The following is a 25857-nucleotide window of genomic DNA, read 5'->3' as shown; positions in this document are numbered from 1 at the left end:
TTTATTTGCCCTCCATAATTTTCGTGAATTCTTCAACCAAACGGGATACAACAAAGGGTTGTCCTTTGATACGATTAAACTTATGCGGATTGAAGTCTTTGATCTTACTCCGCAGATAGCCGGCAAACTGTCCGTTATTCTGTTCGGCGACCACCACGTTGGGATAATGTTTCAGGATTTGCTCCGTATTTTTAGGCAACGGGTTGATAAAACGGAAATGAGCCAATCCGATCTTATGACCGTTCTGACGCAGAATGTCCATCGCCTCATGCAGATGACCGTACGTGCCGCCCCAGCCTACGATCAGCAGGTCGGCATCCTGATCGCCCAACACTTCGACATCGGGAATATAATCTGCAATCTTGTCGATTTTCCCCTGACGTGTCTGCACCATCTTCTGATGGTTCCTGGGATCGGTCGAGATAGAACTGGTATCGTAATCTTTCTCCAACCCGCCGATACGATGCGTAAACCCTTCGGTTCCGGGCACTGCCCAATAGCGGACAAGCGTATTCTTATCGCGCCGGTAGGCTTTCCACGGCTCGGGATTCCTGTAATTCTCCACGTAGTTCGGTCTGATTTCCGGATAATCGTTCAGGTAATCCGGGATACGCCAGGCGGCAGAACCGTTCGCAATAAACGCATCCGTCAGCAGAATGACCGGAGTCATATGCTCCACAGCCAACTTACCGGCCCAATAGGCCATATCGAAACAGTCGGTAGGAGTCGAGGCAGCCAGTACAACGACTGGGCTTTCTCCGTTTCGTCCGTAAAGCGCCTGCATCAAGTCGGCCTGTTCGCTCTTGGTAGGCATACCGGTCGACGGGCCTCCGCGCTGCACGTCGATGACCACCAACGGTAACTCGGCAATCATGGCTAACCCGATGGCTTCGCTCTTGAGCGCCAGTCCGGGACCGGAGGTCGATGTCACCCCCAAGCAGCCGGCAAAGCTGGCACCGATCGCTGTACAAATGCCGGCGATCTCGTCTTCGGCCTGTACGGTGATGACGCCAAGGTTCTTGTGCTTGGACAGTTCGTGTAAGATATCGGTTGCGGGAGTAATCGGATAGCTCCCGAGAAACAACCGAAGGTTCGCTTTTTCGGCAGCAGCGATCAGTCCGTACGAAGTAGCATTATTTCCATTCACATCCATATAAATGCCGGGCTTCTGCTTCGATCCTTCGATACGGTAAGTCGAAACGGAGGCATGAATGTTGTTTCCGTAGTTATATCCATCGGTCAGAGCCTTGATATTGGCTTTGGCGATATCCGGTTTTTTAGCAAACTTGGTCTGAAGCATGGTCATTGCATGATCTAACGGACGATCAAACAGCCAGCAAACCAGCCCAAGCGTAAACATGTTCTTGCAGCGCAAGGCCGATTTGTTATCCAACCCGAATTCGGCCAGTCCGTCACGTACCATGGTCGAGATCGGTGCGGAAACGACCTGCACATTCGTCAGACCAAGCTCCTCCATAGGGTCTTCGGTCTTAAACTCCGCCTTCTCAAGGTCTCTCGTCGTGAACGAGTCGGAATCGATGATTACGATCGAACCCGGTCTGAGATTCTTCACGTTAACCTTAAGCGCCGCAGGGTTCATGGCCACCAGTACATCGGCCTTATCACCGGGAGTGTACACTTTCTTTGTTCCCAGATGTACCTGAAAGCCGGAAATACCGCTCAGTGAGCCTTGCGGCGCACGCACTTCGGCCGGATAGTCGGGGAACGTGGAGATATCGTTCCCGAAGATGGCCGACAGATTGGAGAAGATCGTACCGGTAAGTTGCATACCGTCACCGCTATCTCCCGAAAAACGGATCACCACATGATCCAGTGTCGTTACTTTGGTTGGTTCTGTCATGACAATTTAAATATTGTTCAATATTTTCAGAATAAAGTATAATTATATGGATATATATTTTACGAATAGCGTGTGTCGATCATTTCTTGAAGCTTCGATGCTTGTGCTATGACGTGATGCTCGGTGACCAATACTTCTACATCGAACGTAATGTGTGCCTGCTCGTAAAAAGGCACACGCTGCGCCAATGATTCTGCGACGAAATTCATCAAGCCTTCTCCCGAAAGTCCCTTCAACAAAGGGCGATTCGGTCTGCAATGTTCAAGACGCTCGGACAGCCCTTGAGGTGAAGCCTTTAAGTAGACCGTCGTCCCGATCGAATTCATGTATGCCATGTTGTCAAAAAAACACGGAGTCCCTCCTCCGGTAGATATAACCACGTTTTCAAAATCAGCCACTTCATGCAAGGCCTTTTTCTCGATTTGCCGAAACGTCTCTTCTCCCTTCTCTTCAAAAAGCTGTCGAACCGTTTTACGATATCGCCCCTCCATAAAGTGATCGAGATCAATAAATGACAATCCGCTTTGCTTCGAAAGCTCTTTGCCCATCGTCGTCTTACCGGCTCCCATGTAGCCAATCAGGAAAATGCGTCTCATGCTACTGACTTTTTCGGGGACAAAGGTAGAAAATAAATCTTAAAAGAAGCCTGCTCTGCAAATAATCTTCAGAGCAACCGTATTAAATCCGGTCACAACAGTCTGTTCGAACAGCACCAAGCAGGCTAAATAAAGTCCGGAGGAATTTACACATCTAAAAGAGGGTGTGCCCAAACATAGCGTTTTGACACACCCTCAAAATTCTCCGAACACGAGTTCCTGTTATCTCCTTTTATTATCTTATCTCAAAGCAACAACCTGAATTCACCTCAAATGTTCCGTTAACGGACGTTTCAGGCGATTTGACCGTCAATTTTGCACGATTAGAGACCGTTACATTCTGCAATGTAAAACCGGAACCGCAGCTCCGGGCAAATCGGTTGGACGATATGTTATTCGCCAAATTATAGATACAGTTTGCCGCTTGGACGGCGGCTTCGGCGTCTACCAAGCCGTACCCCACCTCATTATTCCAGGAACCGTTGGGATGGTTCGGCGTCTCTTTAAACTCATAACGGTCCAGTTTACGGCATGTCATTTCGATAATACTCCGGACTTCATGTTCGTACAGATGCGGATTAACGGACAAGATCAATGCGGCAATCCCCGCTACCTGCGGACAGGCAGCCGAAGTACCCCGAAAACCATGGCGATAATCACCTGCAGGACCGGGCGCCGTATTGGTGCCTTTAGGTCCTTGTAAATCGGTTGTATAGACTCTTATAGCCGCATCTTCTTTTCCGTCTGGGCCAACAGGAGCGACCACATCCAGGTCTTTACCGTAGTTGGAACTCCCTACGCGTCTCCCTTTATTATCCACGGAACCTACAGCCATTACATTCGGAAGATTGGCAAGGTAGCGTACCCGAGGTTTTCCATCATTATGAGAACAAAAAACAACTACGCATCCTTTTCCGCTTCTTCCCCGAAGAATACATTCGCTAATAACGGCATCATGAGTAGGGCTTTTGTAGCTATTAAGTCCCCATGAATTGTTGATAACATCAGCACCGGATTGGTAAGCATGTCTAAGCCCTCTCACATTAATATCTATTTGAACAGGCGTTATTACATAATTATCTGAGAATATTCTTATCGGTATCATTTTGCATTTCGGTGCAACGCCTACCACTCCGATGGAATTATCGATTGCGCCTACCACTCCGGCACACCATGTGCCGTGACCGTCATTACCCGTATAGCTTCCTTTGGAATTACCTCCGGTAGCATCATATCCGAGATACTTCAGCAGATTGGCTTCCAGATCGGGATGCGTTAAATCAACACCTTGATCGACAATGGCAATCTTGATATTACCGTTACCTTTGGTGATTCTCCACGCAGGCTCGATATTGATATCGATTCCGGGGATTCCACCAGTCTGTCCGGTATTTTTGAATGTCCACTGTTGAGGCCAGTACGTATTGCCCAACATCGCTTCCATATAAAAATTGGGTTCGACAAAATCGACCGTTCCCGTTTCATATACCTTACGGCATACGGATAGAATATCTTTCATCTTGCAGTCTAACGTCAGTAGAGATATTCCCGATGCCGGCAAAATCAGTTCATTTTTTCTGATTTTACCGGATAATCCGCTTTTCCGGATCACGTTTTCTATCGTTTCTCCTTCGCGGGGTTTGATGAAAATACTGTTGGATAAAGCCAGCTGTGCAGCATTATTATATTCCAACATATAATAGACATCTTCTACCCTATCGGAGCGCATAAGTTCTTCATCCCGGAATCGATTCGGGTCGACCTTCGCTTTTACCCAACCGTCGGACAGCCTATCCAACGATTCGAACTTGAATTGCCGAATAGCCCGGTCCTGCAAATCCTGCGATTTCGTCTTAATGACAACGAGGTCTTTTCGAATCTTAAACACTTCTTTTTTCCCATCTTTCGAATAGAAAAAATCCGATTGAGCAAACAGACTCGTTGCAAGAAGTGCAACAAATAGACACAGATATAATCGTTTCATAGCTTTACTTTTTTGTGTAGTTTATCTATATGTTTGAAAGTCAAAATCCGAAACCTCGGATATTCTAAAACACTGCCCGAAGGATACTCAAATTCAAATTCGTAGTCATTTATCACATGGAAAAAATATTCCCATTCTTTTCCTGAAAAAGTATCTTTCAGTACAATCGTATGTTTGTCTTCACGAATTTCATAATGATAGTACCCCTTTGAAAAAAATACGACCTCTCTTTCATTGACAAAATCAACCTTTACCCTTTCGTCCTGACTCGGGTATGTGAGAAAATATAATCCCCGCTGCAATACGGATTTGGATTTACCCCCTGACGGTTCCAATGAAGTCAACTCCAGCATACCTCGTTTTATTGCCTGCCCGGCCGTATCAAGCCGAACAACCCCGTTCATCCGCACATTGATTTCTCGAATCGTACCGAATCCGGTATCATACACCAACTCTGCTTTCCAGTCCTTTACGGATTCCGGCAGGTTTTTCACTTCGCACTCGATAATCGCTCCCTGCTCATCCATATAGCCGAAGAAGGCTTTGCCCTTATAAGAATATGGCCTGCCCATATAGGAAATATTAAACGGTGGGTAGTATACCAGTATGTTTCCGGTATTGGCATGCCATAAATTCTCGACATCCGGATCAAGACTATCGGGCACTGCTATCCGCAGCCTCGTATCCAGATTTTCAATCCTGATGCCATCATCCTGTTTGTCCGGACCGTCTTCTTTCCTGCAAGACATACCCACAACTAAAGATAATAACAAACAAAAATATTTAAAAAAGAAAACCTTAAAACAACTGCATATTCGCAAATTTCGTTGAACTTGATAATATCTACTATCCGTTCTCATTCTAACGTTCGTTTCCATTTTTTTATTGATTTAAAATTAATAATGTTTCAAAAGTATAAATAAAAAACGAACCCTCTATAAAGCCCTTAGGATTTTGTGTTTTTTATATTTATTTAGCAATCTCGAAGCAAATATCTAATCAATGAATAATTTTCCGTTGGAAATTTGTTTTATCGGAAATATAGTTTTATCTTTGCGCCATTATTTCCATTGGAACATAATAAAACAACATATAGGAGAAAATTTATTCTAGAAAGAATATGAAATACCTTATTATAGGTGGAGTTGCGGGAGGAGCAACCGCAGCAGCAAGGATTCGACGCATCGATGAGTTTTCGGAGATCGTACTGCTTGAGAAAGGGAAATACATCTCGTATGCCAACTGCGGATTACCTTATTACATTGGCGGTGCGATTGCAGGACGTGAAAGACTGTTTGTGCAAAAGCCCGAATCGTTTGGTCGTCGGTTTAAAATCGACGTAAGGGTTGAAAACGAAGTCGTGGCCATTGATCCGTCAAGACAGACGGTGACCGTACGGCGTGCAGACGGCTCTTCCTACACGGAAAACTATGACAAACTATTGCTTTCTCCGGGAGCGTCGGCCATCCGTCCGCCGTTGAAAGGGATCGACAGCAAAGGGATCTTCACGCTTCGAGATGTAGAAGATACCGACCGGATCAAAACGTACATCACTTCGCACAAGATCGAAAACGCAGTGATTGTCGGAGCCGGATTTATCGGTCTGGAGATGGCTGAGAACCTGCATCGAACGGGGGCGCATGTATCCGTCGTCGAGATGGGGAACCAAGTGATGGCACCCGTCGACTTTTCGATTGCTTCACATGTTCATCAGCATCTGCTGCAAAAAGGAGTATCGCTTTTCCTGGAGCAGAGCGTCGAAGGCTTTGAACGTAAGGGCGACAAGATCGAAGTCTTTCTCAAGAGCGGTCAAACGCTTTTGACCGATATGGTGATACTCTCCATCGGCGTCCGTCCTCGTACCACATTAGCGAAGAAAGCCGGAATAGCTCTTGGCGAGACAGGAGGCATACGGGTAGATGAATACCTCGAAACATCGGTGAAAAACATCTATGCTGTCGGAGATGCGATCGAATATCCTCATCCTCTGACCGGTAAGCCTTACCTGAACTTTCTCGCCAACCCGGCCAATCGGCAAGGACGGATCGTGGCGGACAACATGGTCTTCGGGAATGTTGCGAGATACGAAGGTGCGATTGCCTCGTCGATCGCAAAAGTCTTTGATCTGACGGTCGCTTCGACGGGCTTGGCCGGCAAACGCCTCAAACAGTTGGGGATGGTTTATGCCGAATCCACAACGCATTCCGTCTCCCACGCAAGCTATTACCCCGACGCATTGCCTTTGACCGTCAAACTCACGTTTCACCCTGAAACGGGTAAGCTCTACGGTGCACAGGCGGCAGGATATGAAGGGGTGGATAAACGCATCGATCAGATTGCGTTGCTGATCAAAAACGACGGTACGATTTACGATCTGATGAAAGTAGAACATACGTACGCCCCACCGTTCTCGTCGGCCAAAGACCCGATAGCCATCGCAGGCTACGTGGCGAATAATATCGTCAGCGGGACGATGCCCGTCGTTTCATGGCGCGATATCGTTCGGACAGACCGTGACAAAGTGCTTCTGCTTGATGTACGTACAGCGACAGAATACGCGTTCGGATCGATCGAAGGTGCAGTAAATATCCCACTTGACGATTTGCGCGACCGTCTCGACGAACTCCCTGAAGACAAAGAGATTTATACGTTCTGCGCCGTCGGGCTTCGCGGTTATCTGGCGCAACAAATCCTGCGGGCACATGGCTTCACGCGAGTAAAAAACCTATCGGGAGGATACAAGACGTATTCCGCCGCCGTCGCACCCTTATCCGATCAACCGGCACCGGCTCCCTCACAGGCTAATATCGACATGGAGACTCAGACGGAGAATGACGTTAAGGTCATCCGGATCGATGCCTGCGGGCTGCAATGTCCGGGGCCGGTGATGAAACTTAAACAGGCCATTGACTCGATCGGCGAAGGCGAACGCATTGAAATGACGGCCACCGACCCGGGGTTTGCCCGTGATGCGCAGGCATGGTGCAATACAACGGGGCAGCGTCTGATATCGATCGCAGACGAGAAAGGCAAATATACGGTTGTCATCGAGAAAGGCGGAGCGCAGGCTTGCCGGACGGTGACGTCGTGCGAGGGCAAGTCGAAAACCCTGATCATGTTCAGCGACGATCTGGATAAGGCACTGGCCACGTTCGTGCTGGCCGGAGGAGCCGCCGCCACGGGACATAAAACAACGATATTCTTTACGTTCTGGGGGCTGAATGTCATCAAAAAAGTATTGAAGCCCAAGGTCAAAAAAGAGCTTTTCGGACGTATGTTCGGGATGATGCTGCCATCCAGTTCTCTGAAGCTCCATCTCTCCAAGATGAGCATGTTCGGGATCGGCGACAGGATGATGCGCCATATCATGAAGCGGAAAGGCATCGACTCGCTCGAGACGTTGCGTCAGCAAGCCATCGATCACGGGGTAGAGTTCATCGCTTGCCAAATGTCGATGGATGTGATGGGCGTGAAACGTGAAGAGCTGCTCGACGAAGTCACCGTAGGCGGAGTAGCCACTTACATGGAACGCGCGGAAAACGCCAACGTCAACTTATTCATATAACATACAACTACAACAATGGAAACAAGATTATTAAAAAAGTACGGACTTACCCTGCTCGGCACCCTGTTGGGAGGTGTGGGAGGATTCTTGTATTGGAAATTTGTCGGCTGTGCAAATGGCACTTGCCCCATCACGGCATCTCCCATGGGCAGTGTCGTTTGGGGAGCCATCACAGGCGGCCTGTTACTCGGCATGTTTAACAAACCATCTAAATAATCACTCCAATGAATAAATTATTTTTAATTTTATTTGCCTCGGTGGCGATGATCGCCTGCGGCAACAAAGAAGCAAAACATAATCATTCTAAAAACGAAGAAAAAATGAAAACAGTAGAATTAACAAAAGCGGAATTTTTAACAAAAGTAGCGAACTATGAAACGAACCCGTCGGAATGGAAATACTTAGGTGACAAACCGGCCTTGATCGATTTTTATGCATCCTGGTGCGGTCCGTGCAAAATGATTGCCCCGATCCTCGAAGAACTGGCGGCCGAATATGGCGACAGCATCGTAATTTACAAGATCAACACGGAGAAAGAGCAAGAGCTGGCCGCAGCCTTCGGCATCCGTTCCATCCCGTCGTTGCTGTTCGTGCCAATGAACGAACAGCCTCAGATGAGCATGGGCGCCATGGGAAAAGCCGAACTGAAGAATGCCATCGACAGAATCCTGCTGAAAAAGTAAGTGCGATGTCGGGAAACATGGAGAAGCTGTGCAAAATCAGGGACGTGCAGCGAAGCATCATCGCTTTCGAACAACGGTTCGTGAAACGCCACGGGATTTGCCTGAACGAAGGGATGCTTCTCTGCTCCCTTCACCAATCGGAACGTTTGTCGTCAGGCGAACTTGGTGAGTTATTGGGACTGACCCCATCGAACACGTCGAAAGTCATCACCTCGGTCGAGGAGAAAGGATTGATTACCCGCATCCTTGGCACGACAGACAAACGACAGATGTACTTTGCCCTGACGGAAAAAGGACGCGAGAAAATCGCATCGATCTGTTGCGAAGAGGTGGAGATTCCGGAGTTCCTGAACGAAATCATCGCTTCGTAAACAAGAGGACGGAAAACAGCCAATCTTATCCACACTTATACTCCAAGGCCTTTGCACCGGTTTCCAACGATGAGGACCGGCGTAAAGGCCTTTTTTACAGGAGAACCGGCACACGCCCCATACGAAAGAAGCCGAAAAGCCCCGCGACCAATGATGTCCCGCCGAAAATTCGGCTGAATAATCCGAAAAAAAAATTGTACGTCGGCAATAAAGTATTTACTTTTGCACGACAATCGAAATCTATGGGAACGAAGTTTTTAATTACAGCCGAAAGTAACAACCGAACCGAGATGCTGAAGAAGAAAATCATTCAGCATTATATTGCCAATGGCGATACGACAATCGCCGAACTGTGCAAAGAGATCGATTTGAGCATACCGACGGTCACCAAGCTTATCGGCGAGCTGCAGGAAGACGGTTATATTCTGGACTTCGGCAAGCAGGACACGAATGGCGGACGCAAACCGAACATCTACGGACTGAATCCCGATTCGGGTTACTTTATCGGGGTCGACGTGATGCGCGACCGCGTGCATCTGGCAGCCGTCGACTTCAAAGGCGGGCGCCTCAGAATGAACGAAAACATCTCCTATAAACTCGAAAATACACGCGAAGCATTAGACGTTCTGTGCGAGATCATCCTCCGGTTCATCCATGTGCTGCCCGTCCCCCGTTCCAAAATTCTGGCCATCGGCGTAAACATATCGGGACGGGTCAACCCCATGTCGGGCTACAGTTACAGCATCTTCTATTTCGAAGAAAAGCCGCTCGCCGAACTTTTCGAAGAAAGACTCGGCATCAAAACCTATGTCGAGAACGACTCGCGGGCAATGACCTACGGTGAATACATGCAGGGAGTCGTACAGGGAGAAAAGAACGTCCTCTTCCTGAACCTGACGTGGGGGCTGGGACTCGGCATCATCGTCGACGGTCGCCTCTATTACGGAAAATCGGGATTCTCCGGCGAATTCGGGCACTTCTGCCTCTTCGATAACGAGATCCTCTACCATTGCGGCAAAAAAGGATGCTTGGAAACTGAGGCCTCGGGAGCAGCGCTCTACCGACATCTTGTAGAACGGCATAAACAGGGAAGCAGTTCCATTCTGGCACCACGTCTCGAAAGCGGCGAACCCATCTCACTGGCCGATCTTATCGAGGCCATTCAGAAAGAAGATGTCCTATGTATCGACATCCTCGAACAGATCGCCTTGAACCTTGGAAAAAGCATCGCCGGACTGATCAATATTTTCAACCCCGAGCTTGTTGTGCTCGGCGGTGCGCTTGCCGCAACGGGCGACTATATCCGCCTGCCCATCCGAAGCGCCATCAAAAAATACTCCCTGAATCTTGTCAGTCAGGACACGGAGATCAAGCTCTCCCGTCTTCAGGAACGCGCCGGCGTGATCGGCGCCTGCCTCCTCTCGCGCAGCAAAATGCTGGGGTTGATTTAAAGGGCTGGTTTTAAACTTGTAATTCAAAGGATAAAGGCTATTTTCTACGGAGAGGTCCGAAGAAGAAAGAAAGAGCATTTACCCCCACAGTAACTGTCAGACGAACTGGAAAGAAAAAACCGATGGATACGGTAGATTTTGTATCTCTTCAGTATTCGTAACATCCTGCCTTACATCATCTTTTTTAAAAGTTCAACATTGATCGACGTATAAAAATCTTTTAAATACGCAGCATTCGCTTCTGTGGGCGGAGAGGATTTTAAGGCATTGCTCAATTGACTTTCGAAAGCAGGGTAAGTCGTGATTGAAGGGCAGATCTCATCTAACCGATAATAGTCCGTTTCTACTGTTTTCGGATACCGTGCAATAATGTGGCAACCGCCGGAAAGTAATTCGAAGAGTCTCGGGGTAACAGGATTAAAACCTCCTGTACGTCGCTCCCCTCCATCCATACCGGGAGTTGCATAAAATGCGACTTTCGCCGTTTTCAACAGATTCATGTATTCCCGACGTGTGTGAAACTTCCCGACAATGCCTTTTTTATTACTCTCATAATATAACTCCCCATCTTTCCGTATCTGATGAAGATATTCAATGTCCGGGTGTGCAGCCTCATATTGTTTGAGAAAATTCCAAAGAACAGGATTCTTCCTGCCGGCCAATATGATATCGATCTTTTTATCGAACGATTGTGCCGGATTTAATCTGTACATAGAAGGTAAAGTCATTGGAAAATGGATCAAGTTGTTTCTTACCTGATTTGTTTTTAAGAAATTGAGCACTTCCAGACTTGTAACCAGAAGATACGGACAGTCTGCATATAATTTTTTAAAACGCTCTATACCCTCTTTATCCCAAAAATCGATAATCACCGGAATCGTTCTCCGGCTGTTGGAAAAGCTTTTATATCGTTTGGCACACATTTCAAAATAGAGACAACAGCCCTTGTTTCTATGGCCCCAATCTGCGATCATACGGCCAACTCCACCATTAAACACCTTATGATCAATATGTTTAAACATGTTATACAAAACATGTTTGCTTCCTTCCGGACTGTTTTTTAACGGTAAATGTAGCGCATGAGACAATTCATCTTCCCATTCATATACAATATGCCAGCTTGGCCAGTCCTGATAATGTCTATCCGTAAATACACCTTTTAAATCCATCATATATCAATTATTAATGCAATTTTAATAAGAAGGATCTCAAATCCCAACACCTTCTTCCACCTCGCCCATCGAAAGATCACACAGGTTTGCAATCAGCCCCCAAACGATCCCTTTTATTCTCCATCTCTTACTATCACCTTACCGTCTGCTTTGAATTACAAACAGCTAATCCTTTTACTGTCAGTAGATATTTCTGACGAGGGGGTCTCGGACTGTTAGGGTAGAGCATCGTAACAAGACCTTCTTTCATGGCAGGATTCAGATAGTTTTCTGACGGGGGATTCACAACCATATATCGATTCTTCAATTCATTGTGTTCGCCTATCATCAAGTTTCTGAAGATCGCATCCAACTTACTGCCACTCTTCATTTAGCCAAGAAGGATCATCTATATTTCAACAATCTCGTCTGTTCATAATAGAATTAACTGTTTATGTCTGTAATCCATGCATCAAGAAGAGTCAGTTCCTTTTCTTCTATTAATGACATTTCAACGAATGCACGATAACAACGTATCAGATTTTCGGGTATAGCCTCTACTCCTTCTTTCAGGTCCAATTGCATAAGTCTATCCATAATCTCACGGTTATTGCAATATCCTGAAATTTCATCTTTAAAATCTTTGATGATGGCATGTTCGTTTCGTTCTTGCCAAACTGTTGCTTCATGAAACAAAATATTCCAACCGCACGTCCATGCAATTCGCTGTGCCACGAATGAACGCCAAATATCAGTCATCCGGAAGCTGCAATACGAAGGCAGATACATGAGAGGGAAGGCTTCGCGGAACCATGTCGTATTTTGGCTGTTGAACGGGCAGATACTTCCATGTCCTAATGCAATACGTTTGGGTTCTTTTTGAAAACATACCGGCAAGGGCTGTGTTAAGCGGTAAATAGCATCGACATCGGGATTTAAATCTGCCAAACCTTGCTGGATGGGAGCCAATATTTTTTGCAACGGTTCCAATTCCGGAAGCTCGCTTTGAATATGTTCAAGTGCAAAGCCACGAGGCCATACAATGCTGCGGGTGTAATATCCATACATATTTACCCAACCTTTTTCTTTCAGACAATGCGCAGTGACCATTTTATTTCGTTCTCTCCAAAAGCAGGTTTCCGGATAGTTGTCATCATCCGTTTCGATAATAATTTCTGCACCGTGCCGTGCCGCTTCAAGATAGCCAAGATTTTTGCGTGCGTAGTGACCAAACGGCAACAATCGAGCCAACGTGTAAGGCATCACACATTGTCTCTCAATGGAAAAGAAATCACACCCGTCAAGATGAAAGGTAGGACTTTTTTTATCCCCGATGACCATAAAGCGAACCGAATGTAAGGCTGCCTCTTGAGCAAAGCGACTGAGCACCGGATGTTTATCCGAAGCAATAGACGTAATGATTAAAGTAGTATTTTTCATTGCTCTTTTATATCAATGGATTGGAATTTTAAACGTTTGAAAAAATAATAAAACAATACTTTATCTACGATAAAATAAACCGATCCGGAACCTATACGATCTAATTCATCCTTTAAAATCGAAACGAATGATTCAAAATCGTTTTCTTCGTTGGCCATAGGGATGATGACGGCATAACTAAATAACATATTCGAATTTATATAAATAACTTCACGGCATAAAAACGTAATCCGGATGATTCTCTAAAAAACACAGGTTAAACCTTTTACAGACGAATAACCCCATACAGGCTTGTTTGTCCGGAGGATCCAGTTACGTATGGAAAATAACGTCTTTTTTTCAATGTTCATTTTTTTATTTGTTGCATTGGCAAAAACTGCAATGATACGGTGCAAAGGTAGAAAATAATACGAAATCGATTCTTTCAGCATGAAAAAATATGTCCATATCTTTGTATCCGGAATTGACGAATGGGAATAAATGGGAATAATAGGCTGCTTTCGATTGGAAGGGAGTAGCTCTCGCATCGGCTACATGGGAAAGGCCGTCTCGTTCGTACGGAAGCGGGACGGCCTTTCGGGGCTTTCCTTGTTACGGAAAATTATTCTTGGCTGCTCATCGATACTTCGATGCGGTTATTCTGTTTCAGCAGTTCGTCGGTGAACTGTTGCAGCGATGCGATTGACAGATTGTTTACGTGTTTGACGTAGTTTTTCTCGCGGTCAATGCCGTGAATCAGATACTCTTGCAAGTTTCGGAGGGCATACCTGTTTTCTTTCAGGTTGTCGGCATGCTGTTTCAGCATATATTCTTTGACCTTCTGCAACATTTGGGCATCGGGGCCTTCCGTCCGTAATCGTTGGGTTACATCGTTGATGGCATTGACGAGTTCCGTGCGTCGGGCAGGATCGGTGTCGAATCTGAACTGGAGAGAGAAGCCTTCGGAAGGAATCTTTCGGGCATCGCTTTGTACGCGCACGCCGTATGTTCCACCCTTTTCTTCGCGAATCTTATCTGTGAACTCCATCTGGAAGAGTTGCGACAGAGCGCTCAGACAGATGATATTTTCGGGACTGTATACCATATCGCCCGAATATACGATGGCTGTTGTGGCTTTGGGGGTTTCGAGCTTGCGCATAAAATGGTTATTGTATATGCCTTTGCGTTCGGGGGTACGGTTTTTATCGTACATGGCGGTGGCGGTGGTACCCGGCAGTGAGGCGATATATTGCTCTACCAGCGGTTTGAGCTGAGCCGGAGAGACATTCCCCACGAAAGAGAACGTATAGTCAGCTGCATTGGCAAACCGGGCGCGATACAGTTCGAGCAGATTGTCGTAGTTGCAACTCTCAATTTCTTCGACGGTTGGGATAGACATGCGCGGATCGTTCATATAGATCGTACTTGTCAGCGAGTCGCCGAAAACGAAATCGGGGTTACTCGTTAACATCGGCAAGAGCCCTTTCAGGCGTCCAACAATCGATTTATATGCCGTTTCGTCTTTACGGATAGCCGTAAATCTCAGATAGAGCAACTGCATCATTGTTTCCAAGTCTTTAACATTGCTTGTGCCATTGACATTCTGGTTGTATTGATCGACATTAGTGCTTACGCCGGCATGTTTGCCTGACAAGGCTTTTTTAAGATTGGTAGCGCTGAAATTGCCCAACCCTCCTTCCGGAACGACATCATCCATCAGTTTGATTTCGGCGAGATGTTCGTTCCCGATGACAGACGTTCCTCCAAAGGCAAAGCCCGACATCAGAATTTCGTCTTGTTTGAAATCGGTTTCTCTGACCGCTACTTTTGCTCCGTTCGAGAGTGTCCATACCGTTACGCCCCGTTCAGCATCCGTCGTTTCGTTCGTGATACTGCCTTTGGGGAGGAGTTGTGCCAAGAGCGGTTCTTGCACGGTGTTGTCGGTATAGGCTTCCAACTTTTCGCGGTCTACTTCTTGTATGATTTCGCGTATCCGGTCGAGAGACGGATAAGTCGCTCTTTCATTTTCGTTGCCCATCAGAACGACCACTCTGTTTTTATCGGTGATGATCTGCTGCATGATTTGATTGATTGCTTCCACCGGGATGTTGGGTACGATCATCCGACTCATGGTGTTGTATTCGTCTTCGATAGAAGGGATCGGTTCGTTTTTGAGGAAATGCTGTATGTATTTCTGCACATAAAAGCCGTTGAGTTGTTTTTCCCGTTCGTTGTACAATTTTTCCATTCCGCTCAGATAGTTCGCTTTGGCACGTTCGTACTCGCCTTCGGTAAAGCCAAAATCATGGGCGCGTTTCGTTTCGCGCAGTAGTGTTGCAATGGTGATCTCCGCTTCTTTGGGGCGGGCTACACCGATCAATTGCAGGGCATCATTGGCATGTACGCCGTAAAAAGAACCGTCCATGACCGTCGCAAAGGCGAACGGCGGATTTTCCTGCTGCAACATTTCCTGAAGACGGTCGCTCAACATTCGGCTGATCATTTGCGTGGCAAATCGGAATACGAGATAATCCATCGTCGTTTTTCGGTCGGCAGGTATAATCTTTCTTTTAAAAGCGATCATCACGTTGTTGTTCGGAAGCTCCTTGTCGGTGGCTATGGCAACAATCGGTTCATCGTTGTCCGGTATTTGTTCATAGACCCGTTCGGCCGGATTTTCCGGTTTGGGAATGCTGCCGAAGAGGTTTTTTACTTTTTGCTCGATCTCCTCCGCATCGATGTCTCCCACGACAATGATTCCTTGTAAGTCGGGGCGATACCATTTATGGTAATAGTCGTGCAGTGCCTGCGGTTCGAAGTGATCGACCACGCTCATAAGCCCGATCGGCATGCGATGGGCATACTTACTGTCCTTGAAGATGGCCGGAGCGATGGAGTCAATCATACGCTGTGAAGCGTTACGGCGCGTACGCCATTCTTCGTGAATCACCTTACGTTCTTTATCGATTTCCTTCTCGCGTAGCAGCAGGGTATTCGACCAGTCATACAGGATCAGCAGGCATGAGTCTACGGCTCCTGCTGTGGTTGTCGGGACATCGTTGATGTTATAAACCGTTTCGTCCATGCTCGTATAGGCGTTCAAGTTAGCCCCGAATTTTACGCCGATGGTTTCGAGATACGAGATCATGTTTTTGCCGTCATCGCCTGCGGGGAAGTTCTTGGAACCGTTAAAGGCCATGTGTTCGAGGAAATGTGCCAAACCGCGCTGATTTTCTTCTTCCAGAATGGAGCCTACGCGTTGTACGATGTAGAAATTAGCCCGGTTTTCGGGGCGTTTGTTGGCGCGGATGTAATACGTCAGTCCGTTTTCCAACCGACCGACACGTACTTCTTTGTCCACGGGGATCGGGGGCATCTGCTGAGCCCTGAGTGTAGTCGTGCTTGCAAAGAAAGCAAGCAGGAGCATCATGTGTTTGAAATGTGCTTTCATCTGTTCTGAATTTTATCTGTTAAAAAAAACTTCGGCAAAGGTATAAATGGAGGGTGAATGTTCATGTTAACGGAATGTTATCTTACGCAATCTCAACGTTAATATTAGGTTAATTACCGGTTACGGTTTTTGTTTGCGCGTATGTCCTGCACCAGGGTGTCAGTCCGCAGCGTTCGCATTGAGGGCGGCGGGCGATGCAAGTGTAACGCCCGTGGAGGATGAGCCAGTGATGCGCTTTGGCAATCAGATGCTCGGGAATATGTTGAACGAGCTCCCTTTCGGTGTTTAACGGGGTTTTGCTCATAGAAGTCAACCCAATGCGATTAGCCACACGAAACACATGAGTATCGACGGCCATGCGTGGCTGATCGAAGAGTACTGAGGCGATAACATTGGCTGTTTTACGACCGACGCCCGGTAACTTTTGCAGCTCGTCCGTATCGGAAGGCACCTTGCCGCCGAAATCGGAAACCAGCATCTGTGCCATACCGGCAAGATGCTTCGACTTATTGTTCGGATAAGAAACGCTTTTGATGTATTCGAAGATTTCTTCGGGAGAGGCGGCGGCCATCGTTTCGGCCGTAGGAAAAGCTTCGAACAGGGCGGGGGTAATCATGTTCACCCGCTTGTCGGTACACTGTGCCGAGAGAATCACAGCGACCAGTAACTGAAACGGGTCGGTATATTTCAACTCCGTCTCGGCAACGGGCATATGCTCCTCGAACCATCCGATGACCCCCTTGTATCGTTCTTCTTTTCTCATCGTTACGAAAAATAAGCGATCATGTATCCATGCGAGACTCTTCTAATAATGAACCGCCTCAAACTGACGCAGGAACCGAAGGTCGTTTTCAAAAAACAGGCGGATGTCGTTGATCCGGTATTTGAGCATGGTGATTCGTTCGACTCCCATACCCAAGGCATATCCGGAGTAAGTGCGGCTGTCGATACCGCACAGATCGAGCACATTCGGGTCTACCATTCCGCAACCGAGAATCTCTACCCATCCGGTATGTTTACAGATGTTACAACCCTGGCCGCCACAGATGTGACATGTGATATCCATCTCGGCGCTCGGCTCTGTGAACGGGAAATAAGACGGCCGCAGGCGGATCTGCGTATCGGCTCCAAACATCTCTTTCGCAAAGAAAAGCAAGACCTGTTTCAGGTCGGCGAATGAGACGTCGCGGTCTACATACAGTCCTTCGATCTGATGGAAAAAGCAGTGGGCGCGCGCCGAGATCGCCTCGTTGCGGTAAACGCGTCCGGGGCAGATGATACGCACGGGCGGCTGTGTTTTTTCCATAACCCTTGTCTGTACCGACGAGGTATGCGTGCGCAGCAATACATCGGGCGCATGTCCGATAAAGAAGGTGTCCTGCATGTCGCGTGCCGGATGATCTTCGGCAAAGTTGAGCGACGAGAAGACATGCCAATCATCTTCCACTTCCGGCCCTTCGGCAATGGTAAATCCCAGTCGTGCAAAGATATCACATATTTCTTTGCGCACAATCGAGAGCGGATGGCGTGTACCGAGCGGAATCGGATAGGCCGTGCGCGTCATATCATAGAAGTCGGAGTTCTCGGCTGTCTGTTCAAACCGTTCTCTCAATTGATTGATTTTCTGTTGGGCCATTTCTTTCAGTTCATTCAAGGACTGTCCGACCTCGCGTTTCCGGTCGGCTGCCACATTTCGGAAATCGTTCATCAAGGCGTTAATCTCTCCTCTCTTACTCAAGTATCGGATACGTAACGCTTCCAACTCTTCGGCATTATCAGCTTTCAGGCGTTCTACTTCCTGCATCAGCGCCTTAATTTTTTCAATCATCTTATCGTGCGTACTGATTATTTTTCAGCCGACAAAGGTAAAAAATAAATTTATATCTTTGCGCCGCGAAAGAGAAATATGAAATCGTTAAGAGAACTCTATAAAATAGGAAACGGACCTTCAAGCAGTCATACCATGGGGCCTCAGAAGGCAGCCCGTCTGTTTCTGGAACGCACTTCAGGAGTATCGTATTTTCGAGTAACGCTGTATGGCAGCCTGGCAGCGACCGGTCGTGGGCACATGACCGATCGGGCGATCCTCGAGGTGTTGGAACCGGTTGCACCCACCGAAATAATCTGGAGACCCGAGGTCTTTTTGCCTTTTCATCCGAACGGGATGCTGTTTGAAGCTCTTTCGGAGGGGGAGGTAAAAGATTGCTGGACGATTTACAGTGTCGGAGGCGGGGCATTGGCGAATGAGGAGACGAAGCATATGGAGAACGACATCTATCCGTTGACGGCGATTGCAGAGATTCTTGAATTGTGCAGGACTGACGGCTGCTCCTTTTGGGAATATGTCGAGCGGTGTGAAGGCCCGAAAATCTGGGATTACCTGAAGGAGGTCTGGCATGTGATGTGCGAAGCGATAGATCGCGGTCTCAATAACGAGGGAGTTTTGCCCGGTGGTATCGGGGTGCGTCGCAAGGCTGCCACCTATTACGTCAAGGCCAAGGGCTATACCGGGAGTCTCAATTCGCGTGGCAACATCTATGCGTATGCGCTGGCCACCTCCGAAGAGAACGCTTCGGGCGGACGCATCGTAACGGCCCCCACCTGCGGGTCGAGCGGAGTCTTGCCGGCGGTGCTGTATCATCTTTACAAGGCGCACGATTTTCGTGAGATACGGATATTGAGAGCGTTAGCTACAGCCGGGTTATTCGGTAACATCGCCAAGGAGAAAGCCTCGATTTCGGGCGCCGAAGTCGGCTGTCAGGGAGAGGTAGGTGTGGCTTGTGCCATGGCTGCAGCTGCAGCCTGTCAGCTCTTCGGCGGTACGCCGGGGCAGATCGAATACGCGGCTGAGATGGCGCTGGAGCATCATCTGGGACTGACGTGCGATCCCGTATGCGGGTTAGTACAGGTGCCTTGTATCGAGCGCAATGCGGTAGCGGCGGCCCGGGCGCTCGATGCGAACGTTTATGCGATCTATTCCGACGGCAACCATCGTGTCAGCTACGATCGTGTGGTCGAGGTAATGAAAGAAACGGGACACGATATTCCCAGCCTGTATAAAGAAACGGCCGAAGGCGGGCTGGCAAAAAGCAGCCCTTTGTCACCATGGAAATAGTCGTCATTTTGGGACTTATTTTACTGAACGGTTGCCTCTCTCTGGCCGAAATCGCACTCGTTTCGGCGCGTAAGGCGCGTCTTGAATCGGAGGCTCGTAAAGGAAAAAAGTCGGCTCAGACGGCTCTCGAATTGGCGCATAACCCGGATAAGTTTCTGTCGACCATTCAGATCGGTATTACGCTCGTCGGCATTTTAACGGGGCTTTTTTCGGGTGAGGCCTTTGCTGCCGACCTGGCAAGGGTGCTGAAAAGCATGCCGGTGCTTGCACCGTATGCGTTGGCGATCTCAAAACTGACGATTGTCGTACTTGTGACATACCTCACGCTGGTATTGGGCGAGTTGCTGCCCAAACGTATCGGTATGAACTTTGCCGAACAGGCGGCCAAGCTCGTTGCCCGACCGATGAATATGCTGTCGAAGATCGCATCGCCCGTTGTATGGATGCTCTCCAAAAGCACACGCGGACTGATGATCCTTTTCGGCCTGAATCGCCCCGAAGAAAACAAAGTGACCGAAGATGAGATAAAAGCCATCGTTCGTGAGGGGTTCGACAGCGGCGAGGTGCAGGATGTGGAGCAAGACATCGTAGAGCGCGTATTTACGTTGGGCGACCGTGACGTCGGTTCGATCATGACCCATCGCAGCGAACTTATCTGGCTCAATACCGAAGAGCCTCTCGATACGATCCGTCAGACCGTGAAAGACCATCTCTTTAATGTCTATCCCGTAGCTGCCGGAAAATTTGACAACATTATCGGGGTGGTGTTCCTCAAAGACTTGTTCGGGAAGATTGATCGGCCCGGCTTTTCGCTCTCGGAGGTGTTGCGTCCCGCTCACTTCGTGCCCGAAAACCAGAGCGTCTATAACACACTCGAACAGTTTAAAGGTGCGCGGGTTAAGTATGGTTTGGTTACTGATGAGTTCGGCGGCATTCAGGGAATTGTTACCCTTAAGGATATCGTCGAAGCGCTGATCGGCGAGCTACCCGACGTCGACGAAGAACCTGAAATCAGAGAACGTACCGGAGGTAACGGATGGCTCGTGGACGGGCAGTATTCGTTCTATAACTTCCTCGAATACTTTGACATGGCCGACCTCTATGCCGACTATGACTACAATACCCTCAGCGGGTTGATTCTTGAGCTGCTCGAGCATGTTCCCAAAACGGGCGAGACGTTCAGTTGGCAGTGTTTCGACTTTGAGATTGTCGATATGGATCGTGCCCGCATCGACAAGGTGCTTGTGCGTAAGCATGCATAGCAGGAATCTCTTCTTCTTCCGAACGAAAAAAATTTTTTTCGCCCAGCTGGCTTCACCCTGTTGGAGGCCGAGTTGAGTTTTGGCATAAAATTTGTATGACATATTGGGAGATATTACTAACTTTGCACAGACGAAGCATGAGAAGTATGAAGAACAATTATTCAAAAAAAGTGATCGACGTGATTGAATACAGTCGCGAAGAGGCTGCTCGTTTACAGAACAGCTACATTGGTCCGGAGCATTTGATGCTGGGCCTGCTGCGCGAAGGCAATGGGAACGCCGTAACCATTCTTCAGGAGATGAATGCGGACTTGACACAGATCAAAAAAGAGATCGAACACGAAATACGAAATACGTATGAAACGGGCGAAATGCCACTCAATGATATTACCATCAGCAAAAGTACCGAACGTGTATTGCGCATGAGCATGCTCGAAGCCCGGATCTTTAAAAGCGAACGTACGCGAACCGAACACCTGCTGCTGGCACTCCTGAAAGAGGAGTTTAATACGGCGGCACAGATTTTGGGACGAACGGGTATTGATTATCACGCCGTCTACGGTCGCGTGAGCGGTGAATCCGATATCGATATCGCGGAGATCGAAGAAGTTCGCGACGGGTTTACCGACGATGATGAGGAAGAAGACGATGCCTTTTCATCGTCGTATTCTTCGTCTTCCTCGGGGCAGTCGACACCGGGAGGCATGGTGCGCGGCGCAGCCGGCACTTCGCAGAAAGTGTCGAACGATACGCCGGTGCTCGATAATTTCGGCTCGGACATGACGCGGGCGGCTGCCGAAGGGAAGTTGGACCCGATCGTTGGACGCGAGAAGGAGATTGAACGGCTGGCACAGATTCTGAGCCGTCGGAAGAAGAACAATCCCGTGCTGATCGGCGAGCCGGGCGTCGGGAAATCGGCGATTGTCGAAGGGCTGGCACAGCGTATCGTTCAGCGCAAGGTGTCGCGCATCCTGTTCGATAAAAGAGTGATCAGCCTCGACATGGCCTCCATCGTGGCCGGAACGAAGTATCGTGGGCAGTTCGAAGAACGTATCAAGGCTGTTTTGAACGAGCTGACAAAAAATCCGAATATTATCCTGTTCATCGACGAAATCCACACGCTTGTCGGGGCCGGTTCGGCTTCGGGCTCAATGGATGCCGCCAATATGCTTAAGCCTGCACTGGCACGGGGTGAGCTGCAATGTATCGGCGCTACGACACTCGATGAGTATCGGAAGAACATCGAGAAGGACGGAGCATTGGAACGCCGTTTCCAGAAGGTGCTCGTCGACCCGACCACCCCCGAAGAAACCTTGCAGATTCTCAAAAATATCAAGGAACGGTATGAAGAACATCATCATATGATCTATACCGATGCGGCGCTTGAAGCATGTGTCAAACTGACGGAACGCTACATCAGCGACCGCAATCTCCCCGACAAGGCCATCGATGCACTGGACGAGGCCGGATCACGCGTGCATATCTCGACCATTGTCGTACCCCGGCATATCGAAGAGCTGGAAGCGAAGATCGAAGCGACCCGAAATGACAAACTAGCGGCTGTGAAATCGCAGAATTTTGAGCTGGCGGCAAGCCATCGCGATACCGAACGGCAATACATCATCGAACTGGAAGCGGCCAAGCATAAATGGGAAGAAGAGATGCAGGAACATCGCGAGACGGTCGATGCCGAGCAAGTGGCGGAGGTGGTGGCGATGATGTCGGGAGTACCCGTGCAACGTATTGCACAGACGGAAAACATACGACTGCGTGACATGGGGGCACTGCTCAAGGAAAAGATCATCGGGCAAGATGAAGCCGTAGAAAAGATCGTTAAAGCCATTCAGCGTAACCGCGTCGGACTGAAAGACCCGAACAAACCCATCGGCACCTTCATGTTCTTAGGACCTACGGGAGTAGGCAAAACGCATCTGGCCAAAAAACTGGCCGAGTTCCTGTTCGACACACCCGATGCGCTGATCCGAATCGACATGAGCGAGTACCTTGAAAAGTTCGCCGTCTCGCGTCTTATCGGAGCACCTCCGGGATACGTCGGCTATGAAGAAGGCGGACAGCTGACCGAAAAGGTGCGTCGCAAACCCTATTCCGTTGTGCTGCTCGACGAGATCGAGAAAGCGCACCCCGACGTGTTCAACCTCTTGCTTCAGGTGCTCGACGAGGGACGGCTGACCGACAGCCTCGGACGCCGCATTGACTTCAAAAATACGATTCTGATCATGACATCCAATATCGGGACGCGCCAGTTAAAAGACTTCGGACGGGGCATCGGCTTCCATCCGCAGCGACAGGGGCTGATGGACAAAGATTATTCGCGCGGCGTGATTCGTAAAGCGCTGGAAAAGTCGTTCGCACCCGAATTTCTGAACCGTATCGACGATATTGTCATGTTCGATCCGCTGGACAAAACCTCGATTCACCGGATTATTGACATCGAACTGAAAGAAGTCTATCGACGGATCGACGAGCTCGGCTACCGTCTGGAAATTACGGACGAAGCGAAGGAATACATCACCTCGAAAGGCTATGATGTCCAGTTCGGTGCACGGCCACTGAAACGCTCGATCCAGAAATATATCGAAGACGAGATGGCCGGCATCCTTCTGCAGGAAGATGTGACGCCGGGTGATACGATCGTAATCGGGTATGATCAGGCAACCGACAAAATGACACACGAAATCAAAAAGGCGTGAAGCACGATCGGCGTTGCGTATAAGTAGACAGACAAAATGTCGGACATGAAGGGTCTGGCATTTTTTTTGTCCGGACAAGAGACTATAGAGAAAACAATAAAAAAACGAAAATAAACAATATGGCAAATCACGAAACCAAGGGAAATATCGGTGTTACAAGCGAAAACATCTTTCCCGTTATCAAGAAATTTTTGTACAGCGACCATGAGATTTTTCTCCGCGAGCTGGTGTCTAACGCAATCGACGCGACACAAAAGCTGAAGACCTTATCGTCGGTCGGCGATTTCAAAGGCGAACTGGGCGACTTGTCCGTGCGCATCCGTATCGAAGACGGCAAGCTCATCGTCTCCGACCGCGGAATCGGCATGACGGCCGAAGAGATCGAACGGTACATCAACCAGATCGCGTTTTCCGGCGCCGAAGAGTTCGTGCAGAAGTATCAGAACAATGCGTCTGCCATCATCGGACACTTCGGACTGGGATTCTATTCGTCGTTCATGGTAGCCAAGAAGGTCGAGATCGTTACCAAGTCGTATAAAGACGGCGCTGTCGCGATGAAGTGGAGCTGCGAAGGATCGCCCGAATATCAGATGACGGAAACGACAAAAGACGATCGCGGCACAGACATTATCTTATTTGTCGACGACGAAAACAAGGAATTTCTCGAGAAGAGCAAGATCACCTCGCTGCTGAACAAATATTGCCGTTATCTGCCCGTCCCCATCGTCTTCGGAAAGAAGCAGGAATGGAAAGACGGTCAATACGTCGACACGGACGAGGATCAAGTCGTCAACGAAACTCAGCCGGCATGGATACGCAAACCCTCAGAATTGAAAGAGGAAGATTACCGGACGTTTTACCGGGAGCTTTATCCGATGAGCGACGAACCGCTCTTCTGGATTCACCTGAATGTGGATTATCCGTTCAATCTGACGGGAATCCTCTATTTCCCGCGCATCAAAAGCAACATCGACCTGCATCGAAACAAAATTCAGCTATATTGCAATCAGGTGTTTGTCACCGACTCGGTCGAAGGCATCGTGCCCGAGTTCCTGACCCTGCTTCACGGCGTGCTCGACTCGCCCGATATCCCGCTCAACGTCTCGCGTTCGTACCTGCAAAGCGACCAGAACGTGAAGAAGATATCGGCGCATATCACCAAGAAAGTGGCCGACCGTCTCGAAGAAATCTTCAAGAACGACCGTCCGCAGTACGAAGAGAAATGGGACAGCCTCAAGCTCTTTATCCAGTACGGCATGCTCAGCGACGAGAAATTCTACGAACGCGCCGCCAAATTCGCATTGTACAAAGACGTAGACGACCAATATTATACGCACGACGAATATCAGCAGTTGATCAAGGAAAACCAGACTGATAAGGAAGGCTTCCTGACGTATCTCTACACCACGAATCCGAACGATCAGTACAGCTACATTCAGGCAGCTAAAGATAAAGGTTACAGCGTGCTGGTTATGGACGGACAGTTGGATGTGCATGCCATCAGTCAGTTGGAACAGAAGCTCGAGAAAACGAGATTCGTGCGCGTCGACAGTGATACGATCGACCGCCTGATCCGTAAAACCGACGGCAACACGGTTCACCTCGACGACCGCCAGAAGGAGGCGTTGCAGGAAATCTTCACAAGCCAGTTGCCCGGGATCGACAAGGTTGAATTTACCGTCTCGTTCGAGGCCTTAGGTCAGAGCGCTAACCCGGTGATGCTTACGCAAAGCGAATACATGCGACGGATGCGCGAAATGTCGGCTATGCAGCCCGGCATGTCGTTCTACGGAGAGATGCCCGACAGTTACAACCTCGTACTCAACACCGATCATGCCCTGATTCAGTCCGTACTGGCCGACGAAGAAAAGGCATGTGCCGAAAAGTTACAGCCTGTTCGGAACGATATCAAGGGATGGGAAGCCCGACAAAGCGACTTGCGTGAAGCGCAAAACAAAAAGAAAGAGGACGAAATTACGGCTTCCGAAAAAGAGGACTTGACGAATACGAACCGGAAACTTACCGAGTTACGCGGACAACAGAATGCCATTCTGGCCGAATATGCCGCCGGCAATCCGATCATCGGCCAACTGATCGACCTTGCCCTGCTCGGCAACGGATTGCTCAAAGGGGAAGCGTTGAGCCGCTTCATCCGCCGAAGTGTCGATCTGATTCGGTAATCCGGAAGAAGTGAACCGTCCGACAGATCAGGAAGAAGAGAGGGGGGCGAAACCGGA

General features: G+C 48.6%; 19 protein-coding genes. 9 read left to right on the top strand and 10 right to left on the bottom strand.

Going from position 1 to position 25857, the window contains the following annotated elements:
• Position 1: 1 nt before the first annotated feature.
• The 4 genes from Tanf_RS03830 to Tanf_RS03815 all read right to left on the bottom strand — a co-directional run bounded on the left by Tanf_RS03830 (position 2) and on the right by Tanf_RS03815 (position 5190).
• Entirely contained in the window at positions 2-1861 is a 1860-nt protein-coding gene (locus tag Tanf_RS03830; protein WP_014225096.1) for a 2-oxoacid:acceptor oxidoreductase subunit alpha, read from the bottom strand.
• Positions 1862-1920: 59 nt separating this feature from the next.
• Positions 1921-2457: a shikimate kinase gene (locus Tanf_RS03825; RefSeq protein ID WP_046824962.1), complete on the bottom strand. Its 537-nt coding sequence runs from the start codon at positions 2455-2457 to the stop codon at positions 1921-1923.
• A 235-nt stretch (positions 2458-2692) separates the two neighbouring features.
• Entirely contained in the window at positions 2693-4441 is a 1749-nt protein-coding gene (locus Tanf_RS13765; protein WP_052448990.1) for a S8 family serine peptidase, read from the bottom strand.
• Positions 4438-5190, bottom strand: a complete 753-nt coding sequence (locus Tanf_RS03815) for a hypothetical protein (protein ID WP_046824961.1) — start codon at positions 5188-5190, stop codon at positions 4438-4440. Before Tanf_RS03815 ends, Tanf_RS13765 begins: the two co-directional genes overlap by 4 nt.
• Before the next feature lie 371 nt (positions 5191-5561).
• Between Tanf_RS03815 and Tanf_RS03810 the strand changes: the two genes are divergently transcribed.
• The 5 genes from Tanf_RS03810 (at position 5562) to Tanf_RS03795 (ending at position 10511) form a co-directional block, all read left to right on the top strand.
• Positions 5562-8006, top strand: coding sequence for an FAD-dependent oxidoreductase (locus Tanf_RS03810; protein ID WP_046824960.1), 2445 nt, complete (start codon positions 5562-5564; stop codon positions 8004-8006).
• A 15-nt stretch (positions 8007-8021) separates the two neighbouring features.
• Positions 8022-8222, top strand: a complete 201-nt coding sequence (locus tag Tanf_RS14140) for a hypothetical protein (RefSeq protein WP_074451832.1) — start codon at positions 8022-8024, stop codon at positions 8220-8222.
• An 8-nt stretch (positions 8223-8230) separates the two neighbouring features.
• Entirely contained in the window at positions 8231-8689 is a 459-nt protein-coding gene (gene trxA, locus Tanf_RS03805; protein ID WP_014225089.1) for a thioredoxin, read from the top strand.
• Between the two features lie 17 nt (positions 8690-8706).
• Positions 8707-9060, top strand: a complete 354-nt coding sequence (locus tag Tanf_RS03800; protein ID WP_041591212.1) for a MarR family transcriptional regulator — start codon at positions 8707-8709, stop codon at positions 9058-9060.
• A gap of 242 nt (positions 9061-9302) precedes the next feature.
• Complete coding sequence (locus Tanf_RS03795) at positions 9303-10511, top strand: ROK family transcriptional regulator (RefSeq protein WP_046824959.1); 1209 nt, start codon at positions 9303-9305, stop codon at positions 10509-10511.
• A 170-nt stretch (positions 10512-10681) separates the two neighbouring features.
• On the opposite strand, the gene Tanf_RS03790 is transcribed toward Tanf_RS03795, so the two are convergent.
• From Tanf_RS03790 to pheS, 6 genes are all read right to left on the bottom strand, one after another.
• Positions 10682-11683 carry a hypothetical protein gene (locus Tanf_RS03790; RefSeq protein ID WP_140230693.1) on the bottom strand — a complete coding sequence of 334 codons (1002 nt, stop codon included), beginning with the start codon at positions 11681-11683 and terminating at the stop codon, positions 10682-10684.
• A 133-nt stretch (positions 11684-11816) separates the two neighbouring features.
• On the bottom strand, positions 11817-11975 hold the full coding sequence (locus tag Tanf_RS16080; RefSeq protein WP_327093334.1) for a Fic family protein: 159 nt from the start codon (positions 11973-11975) through the stop codon (positions 11817-11819).
• A gap of 131 nt (positions 11976-12106) precedes the next feature.
• Positions 12107-13102 (bottom strand): STELLO glycosyltransferase family protein, encoded by a 996-nt coding sequence (locus Tanf_RS03780; RefSeq protein ID WP_046824957.1) that lies wholly within the window; start codon positions 13100-13102, stop codon positions 12107-12109.
• Positions 13103-13703: 601 nt separating this feature from the next.
• Positions 13704-16532, bottom strand: a complete 2829-nt coding sequence (locus Tanf_RS03765) for a M16 family metallopeptidase (RefSeq protein ID WP_046824956.1) — start codon at positions 16530-16532, stop codon at positions 13704-13706.
• Positions 16533-16641: 109 nt separating this feature from the next.
• Positions 16642-17295: an endonuclease III gene (gene nth / locus Tanf_RS03760; protein WP_046824955.1), complete on the bottom strand. Its 654-nt coding sequence runs from the start codon at positions 17293-17295 to the stop codon at positions 16642-16644.
• A gap of 42 nt (positions 17296-17337) precedes the next feature.
• The gene (pheS, locus tag Tanf_RS03755) at positions 17338-18360 is read right to left on the bottom strand and encodes a phenylalanine--tRNA ligase subunit alpha (RefSeq protein WP_046824954.1); all 1023 of its coding nucleotides are present in this window, start codon (positions 18358-18360) and stop codon (positions 17338-17340) included.
• Between the two features lie 78 nt (positions 18361-18438).
• On the opposite strand from pheS, the gene Tanf_RS03750 reads away from it, so the two are divergent.
• The 4 genes from Tanf_RS03750 to htpG all read left to right on the top strand — a co-directional run bounded on the left by Tanf_RS03750 (position 18439) and on the right by htpG (position 25800).
• The gene (locus Tanf_RS03750) at positions 18439-19647 is read left to right on the top strand and encodes an L-serine ammonia-lyase (protein ID WP_014225078.1); all 1209 of its coding nucleotides are present in this window, start codon (positions 18439-18441) and stop codon (positions 19645-19647) included.
• A complete protein-coding gene (locus tag Tanf_RS03745; RefSeq protein ID WP_046824953.1) occupies positions 19638-20909 on the top strand; it encodes a hemolysin family protein in 1272 nt (423 codons plus the stop codon). Before Tanf_RS03750 ends, Tanf_RS03745 begins: the two co-directional genes overlap by 10 nt.
• Before the next feature lie 146 nt (positions 20910-21055).
• Positions 21056-23620 (top strand): ATP-dependent Clp protease ATP-binding subunit, encoded by a 2565-nt coding sequence (locus Tanf_RS03740; protein ID WP_046824952.1) that lies wholly within the window; start codon positions 21056-21058, stop codon positions 23618-23620.
• 119 nt (positions 23621-23739) lie between these two features.
• The gene (gene htpG, locus Tanf_RS03735) at positions 23740-25800 is read left to right on the top strand and encodes a molecular chaperone HtpG (protein ID WP_046824951.1); all 2061 of its coding nucleotides are present in this window, start codon (positions 23740-23742) and stop codon (positions 25798-25800) included.
• The last annotated feature ends 57 nt before the right edge of the window (positions 25801-25857 follow it).

The organism is Tannerella forsythia (assembly GCF_001006485.1).
Taxonomy (GTDB): domain Bacteria; phylum Bacteroidota; class Bacteroidia; order Bacteroidales; family Tannerellaceae; genus Tannerella; species Tannerella forsythia.
Note: the sequence above shows the minus strand (reverse complement) of the source record. Positions and strands in the feature narration are given on the sequence as shown.

Excerpts from the sequence above, each read along its gene's own strand:
- trxA (WP_014225089.1), top strand. The coding sequence starts at position 8,231 with ATGAATAAATTATTTTTAATTTTATTTGCCTCGGTGGCGATGATCGCC.
- Tanf_RS16080 (WP_327093334.1), bottom strand. The coding sequence starts at position 11,975 with ATGGTTGTGAATCCCCCGTCAGAAAACTATCTGAATCCTGCCATGAAA.
- Tanf_RS03740 (WP_046824952.1), top strand. The coding sequence starts at position 21,056 with ATGAAGAACAATTATTCAAAAAAAGTGATCGACGTGATTGAATACAGT.
- Tanf_RS03795 (WP_046824959.1), top strand. The coding sequence starts at position 9,303 with ATGGGAACGAAGTTTTTAATTACAGCCGAAAGTAACAACCGAACCGAG.
- pheS (WP_046824954.1), bottom strand. The coding sequence starts at position 18,360 with ATGATTGAAAAAATTAAGGCGCTGATGCAGGAAGTAGAACGCCTGAAA.
- Tanf_RS03790 (WP_140230693.1), bottom strand. The coding sequence starts at position 11,683 with ATGATGGATTTAAAAGGTGTATTTACGGATAGACATTATCAGGACTGG.
- Tanf_RS03810 (WP_046824960.1), top strand. The coding sequence starts at position 5,562 with ATGAAATACCTTATTATAGGTGGAGTTGCGGGAGGAGCAACCGCAGCA.
- Tanf_RS03830 (WP_014225096.1), bottom strand. The coding sequence starts at position 1,861 with ATGACAGAACCAACCAAAGTAACGACACTGGATCATGTGGTGATCCGT.
- Tanf_RS03800 (WP_041591212.1), top strand. The coding sequence starts at position 8,707 with ATGGAGAAGCTGTGCAAAATCAGGGACGTGCAGCGAAGCATCATCGCT.
- Tanf_RS03745 (WP_046824953.1), top strand. The coding sequence starts at position 19,638 with ATGGAAATAGTCGTCATTTTGGGACTTATTTTACTGAACGGTTGCCTC.
- Tanf_RS14140 (WP_074451832.1), top strand. The coding sequence starts at position 8,022 with ATGGAAACAAGATTATTAAAAAAGTACGGACTTACCCTGCTCGGCACC.
- nth (WP_046824955.1), bottom strand. The coding sequence starts at position 17,295 with ATGAGAAAAGAAGAACGATACAAGGGGGTCATCGGATGGTTCGAGGAG.
- Tanf_RS03780 (WP_046824957.1), bottom strand. The coding sequence starts at position 13,102 with ATGAAAAATACTACTTTAATCATTACGTCTATTGCTTCGGATAAACAT.
- Tanf_RS03815 (WP_046824961.1), bottom strand. The coding sequence starts at position 5,190 with ATGTCTTGCAGGAAAGAAGACGGTCCGGACAAACAGGATGATGGCATC.
- Tanf_RS03825 (WP_046824962.1), bottom strand. The coding sequence starts at position 2,457 with ATGAGACGCATTTTCCTGATTGGCTACATGGGAGCCGGTAAGACGACG.
- htpG (WP_046824951.1), top strand. The coding sequence starts at position 23,740 with ATGGCAAATCACGAAACCAAGGGAAATATCGGTGTTACAAGCGAAAAC.
- Tanf_RS13765 (WP_052448990.1), bottom strand. The coding sequence starts at position 4,441 with ATGAAACGATTATATCTGTGTCTATTTGTTGCACTTCTTGCAACGAGT.
- Tanf_RS03765 (WP_046824956.1), bottom strand. The coding sequence starts at position 16,532 with ATGAAAGCACATTTCAAACACATGATGCTCCTGCTTGCTTTCTTTGCA.
- Tanf_RS03750 (WP_014225078.1), top strand. The coding sequence starts at position 18,439 with ATGAAATCGTTAAGAGAACTCTATAAAATAGGAAACGGACCTTCAAGC.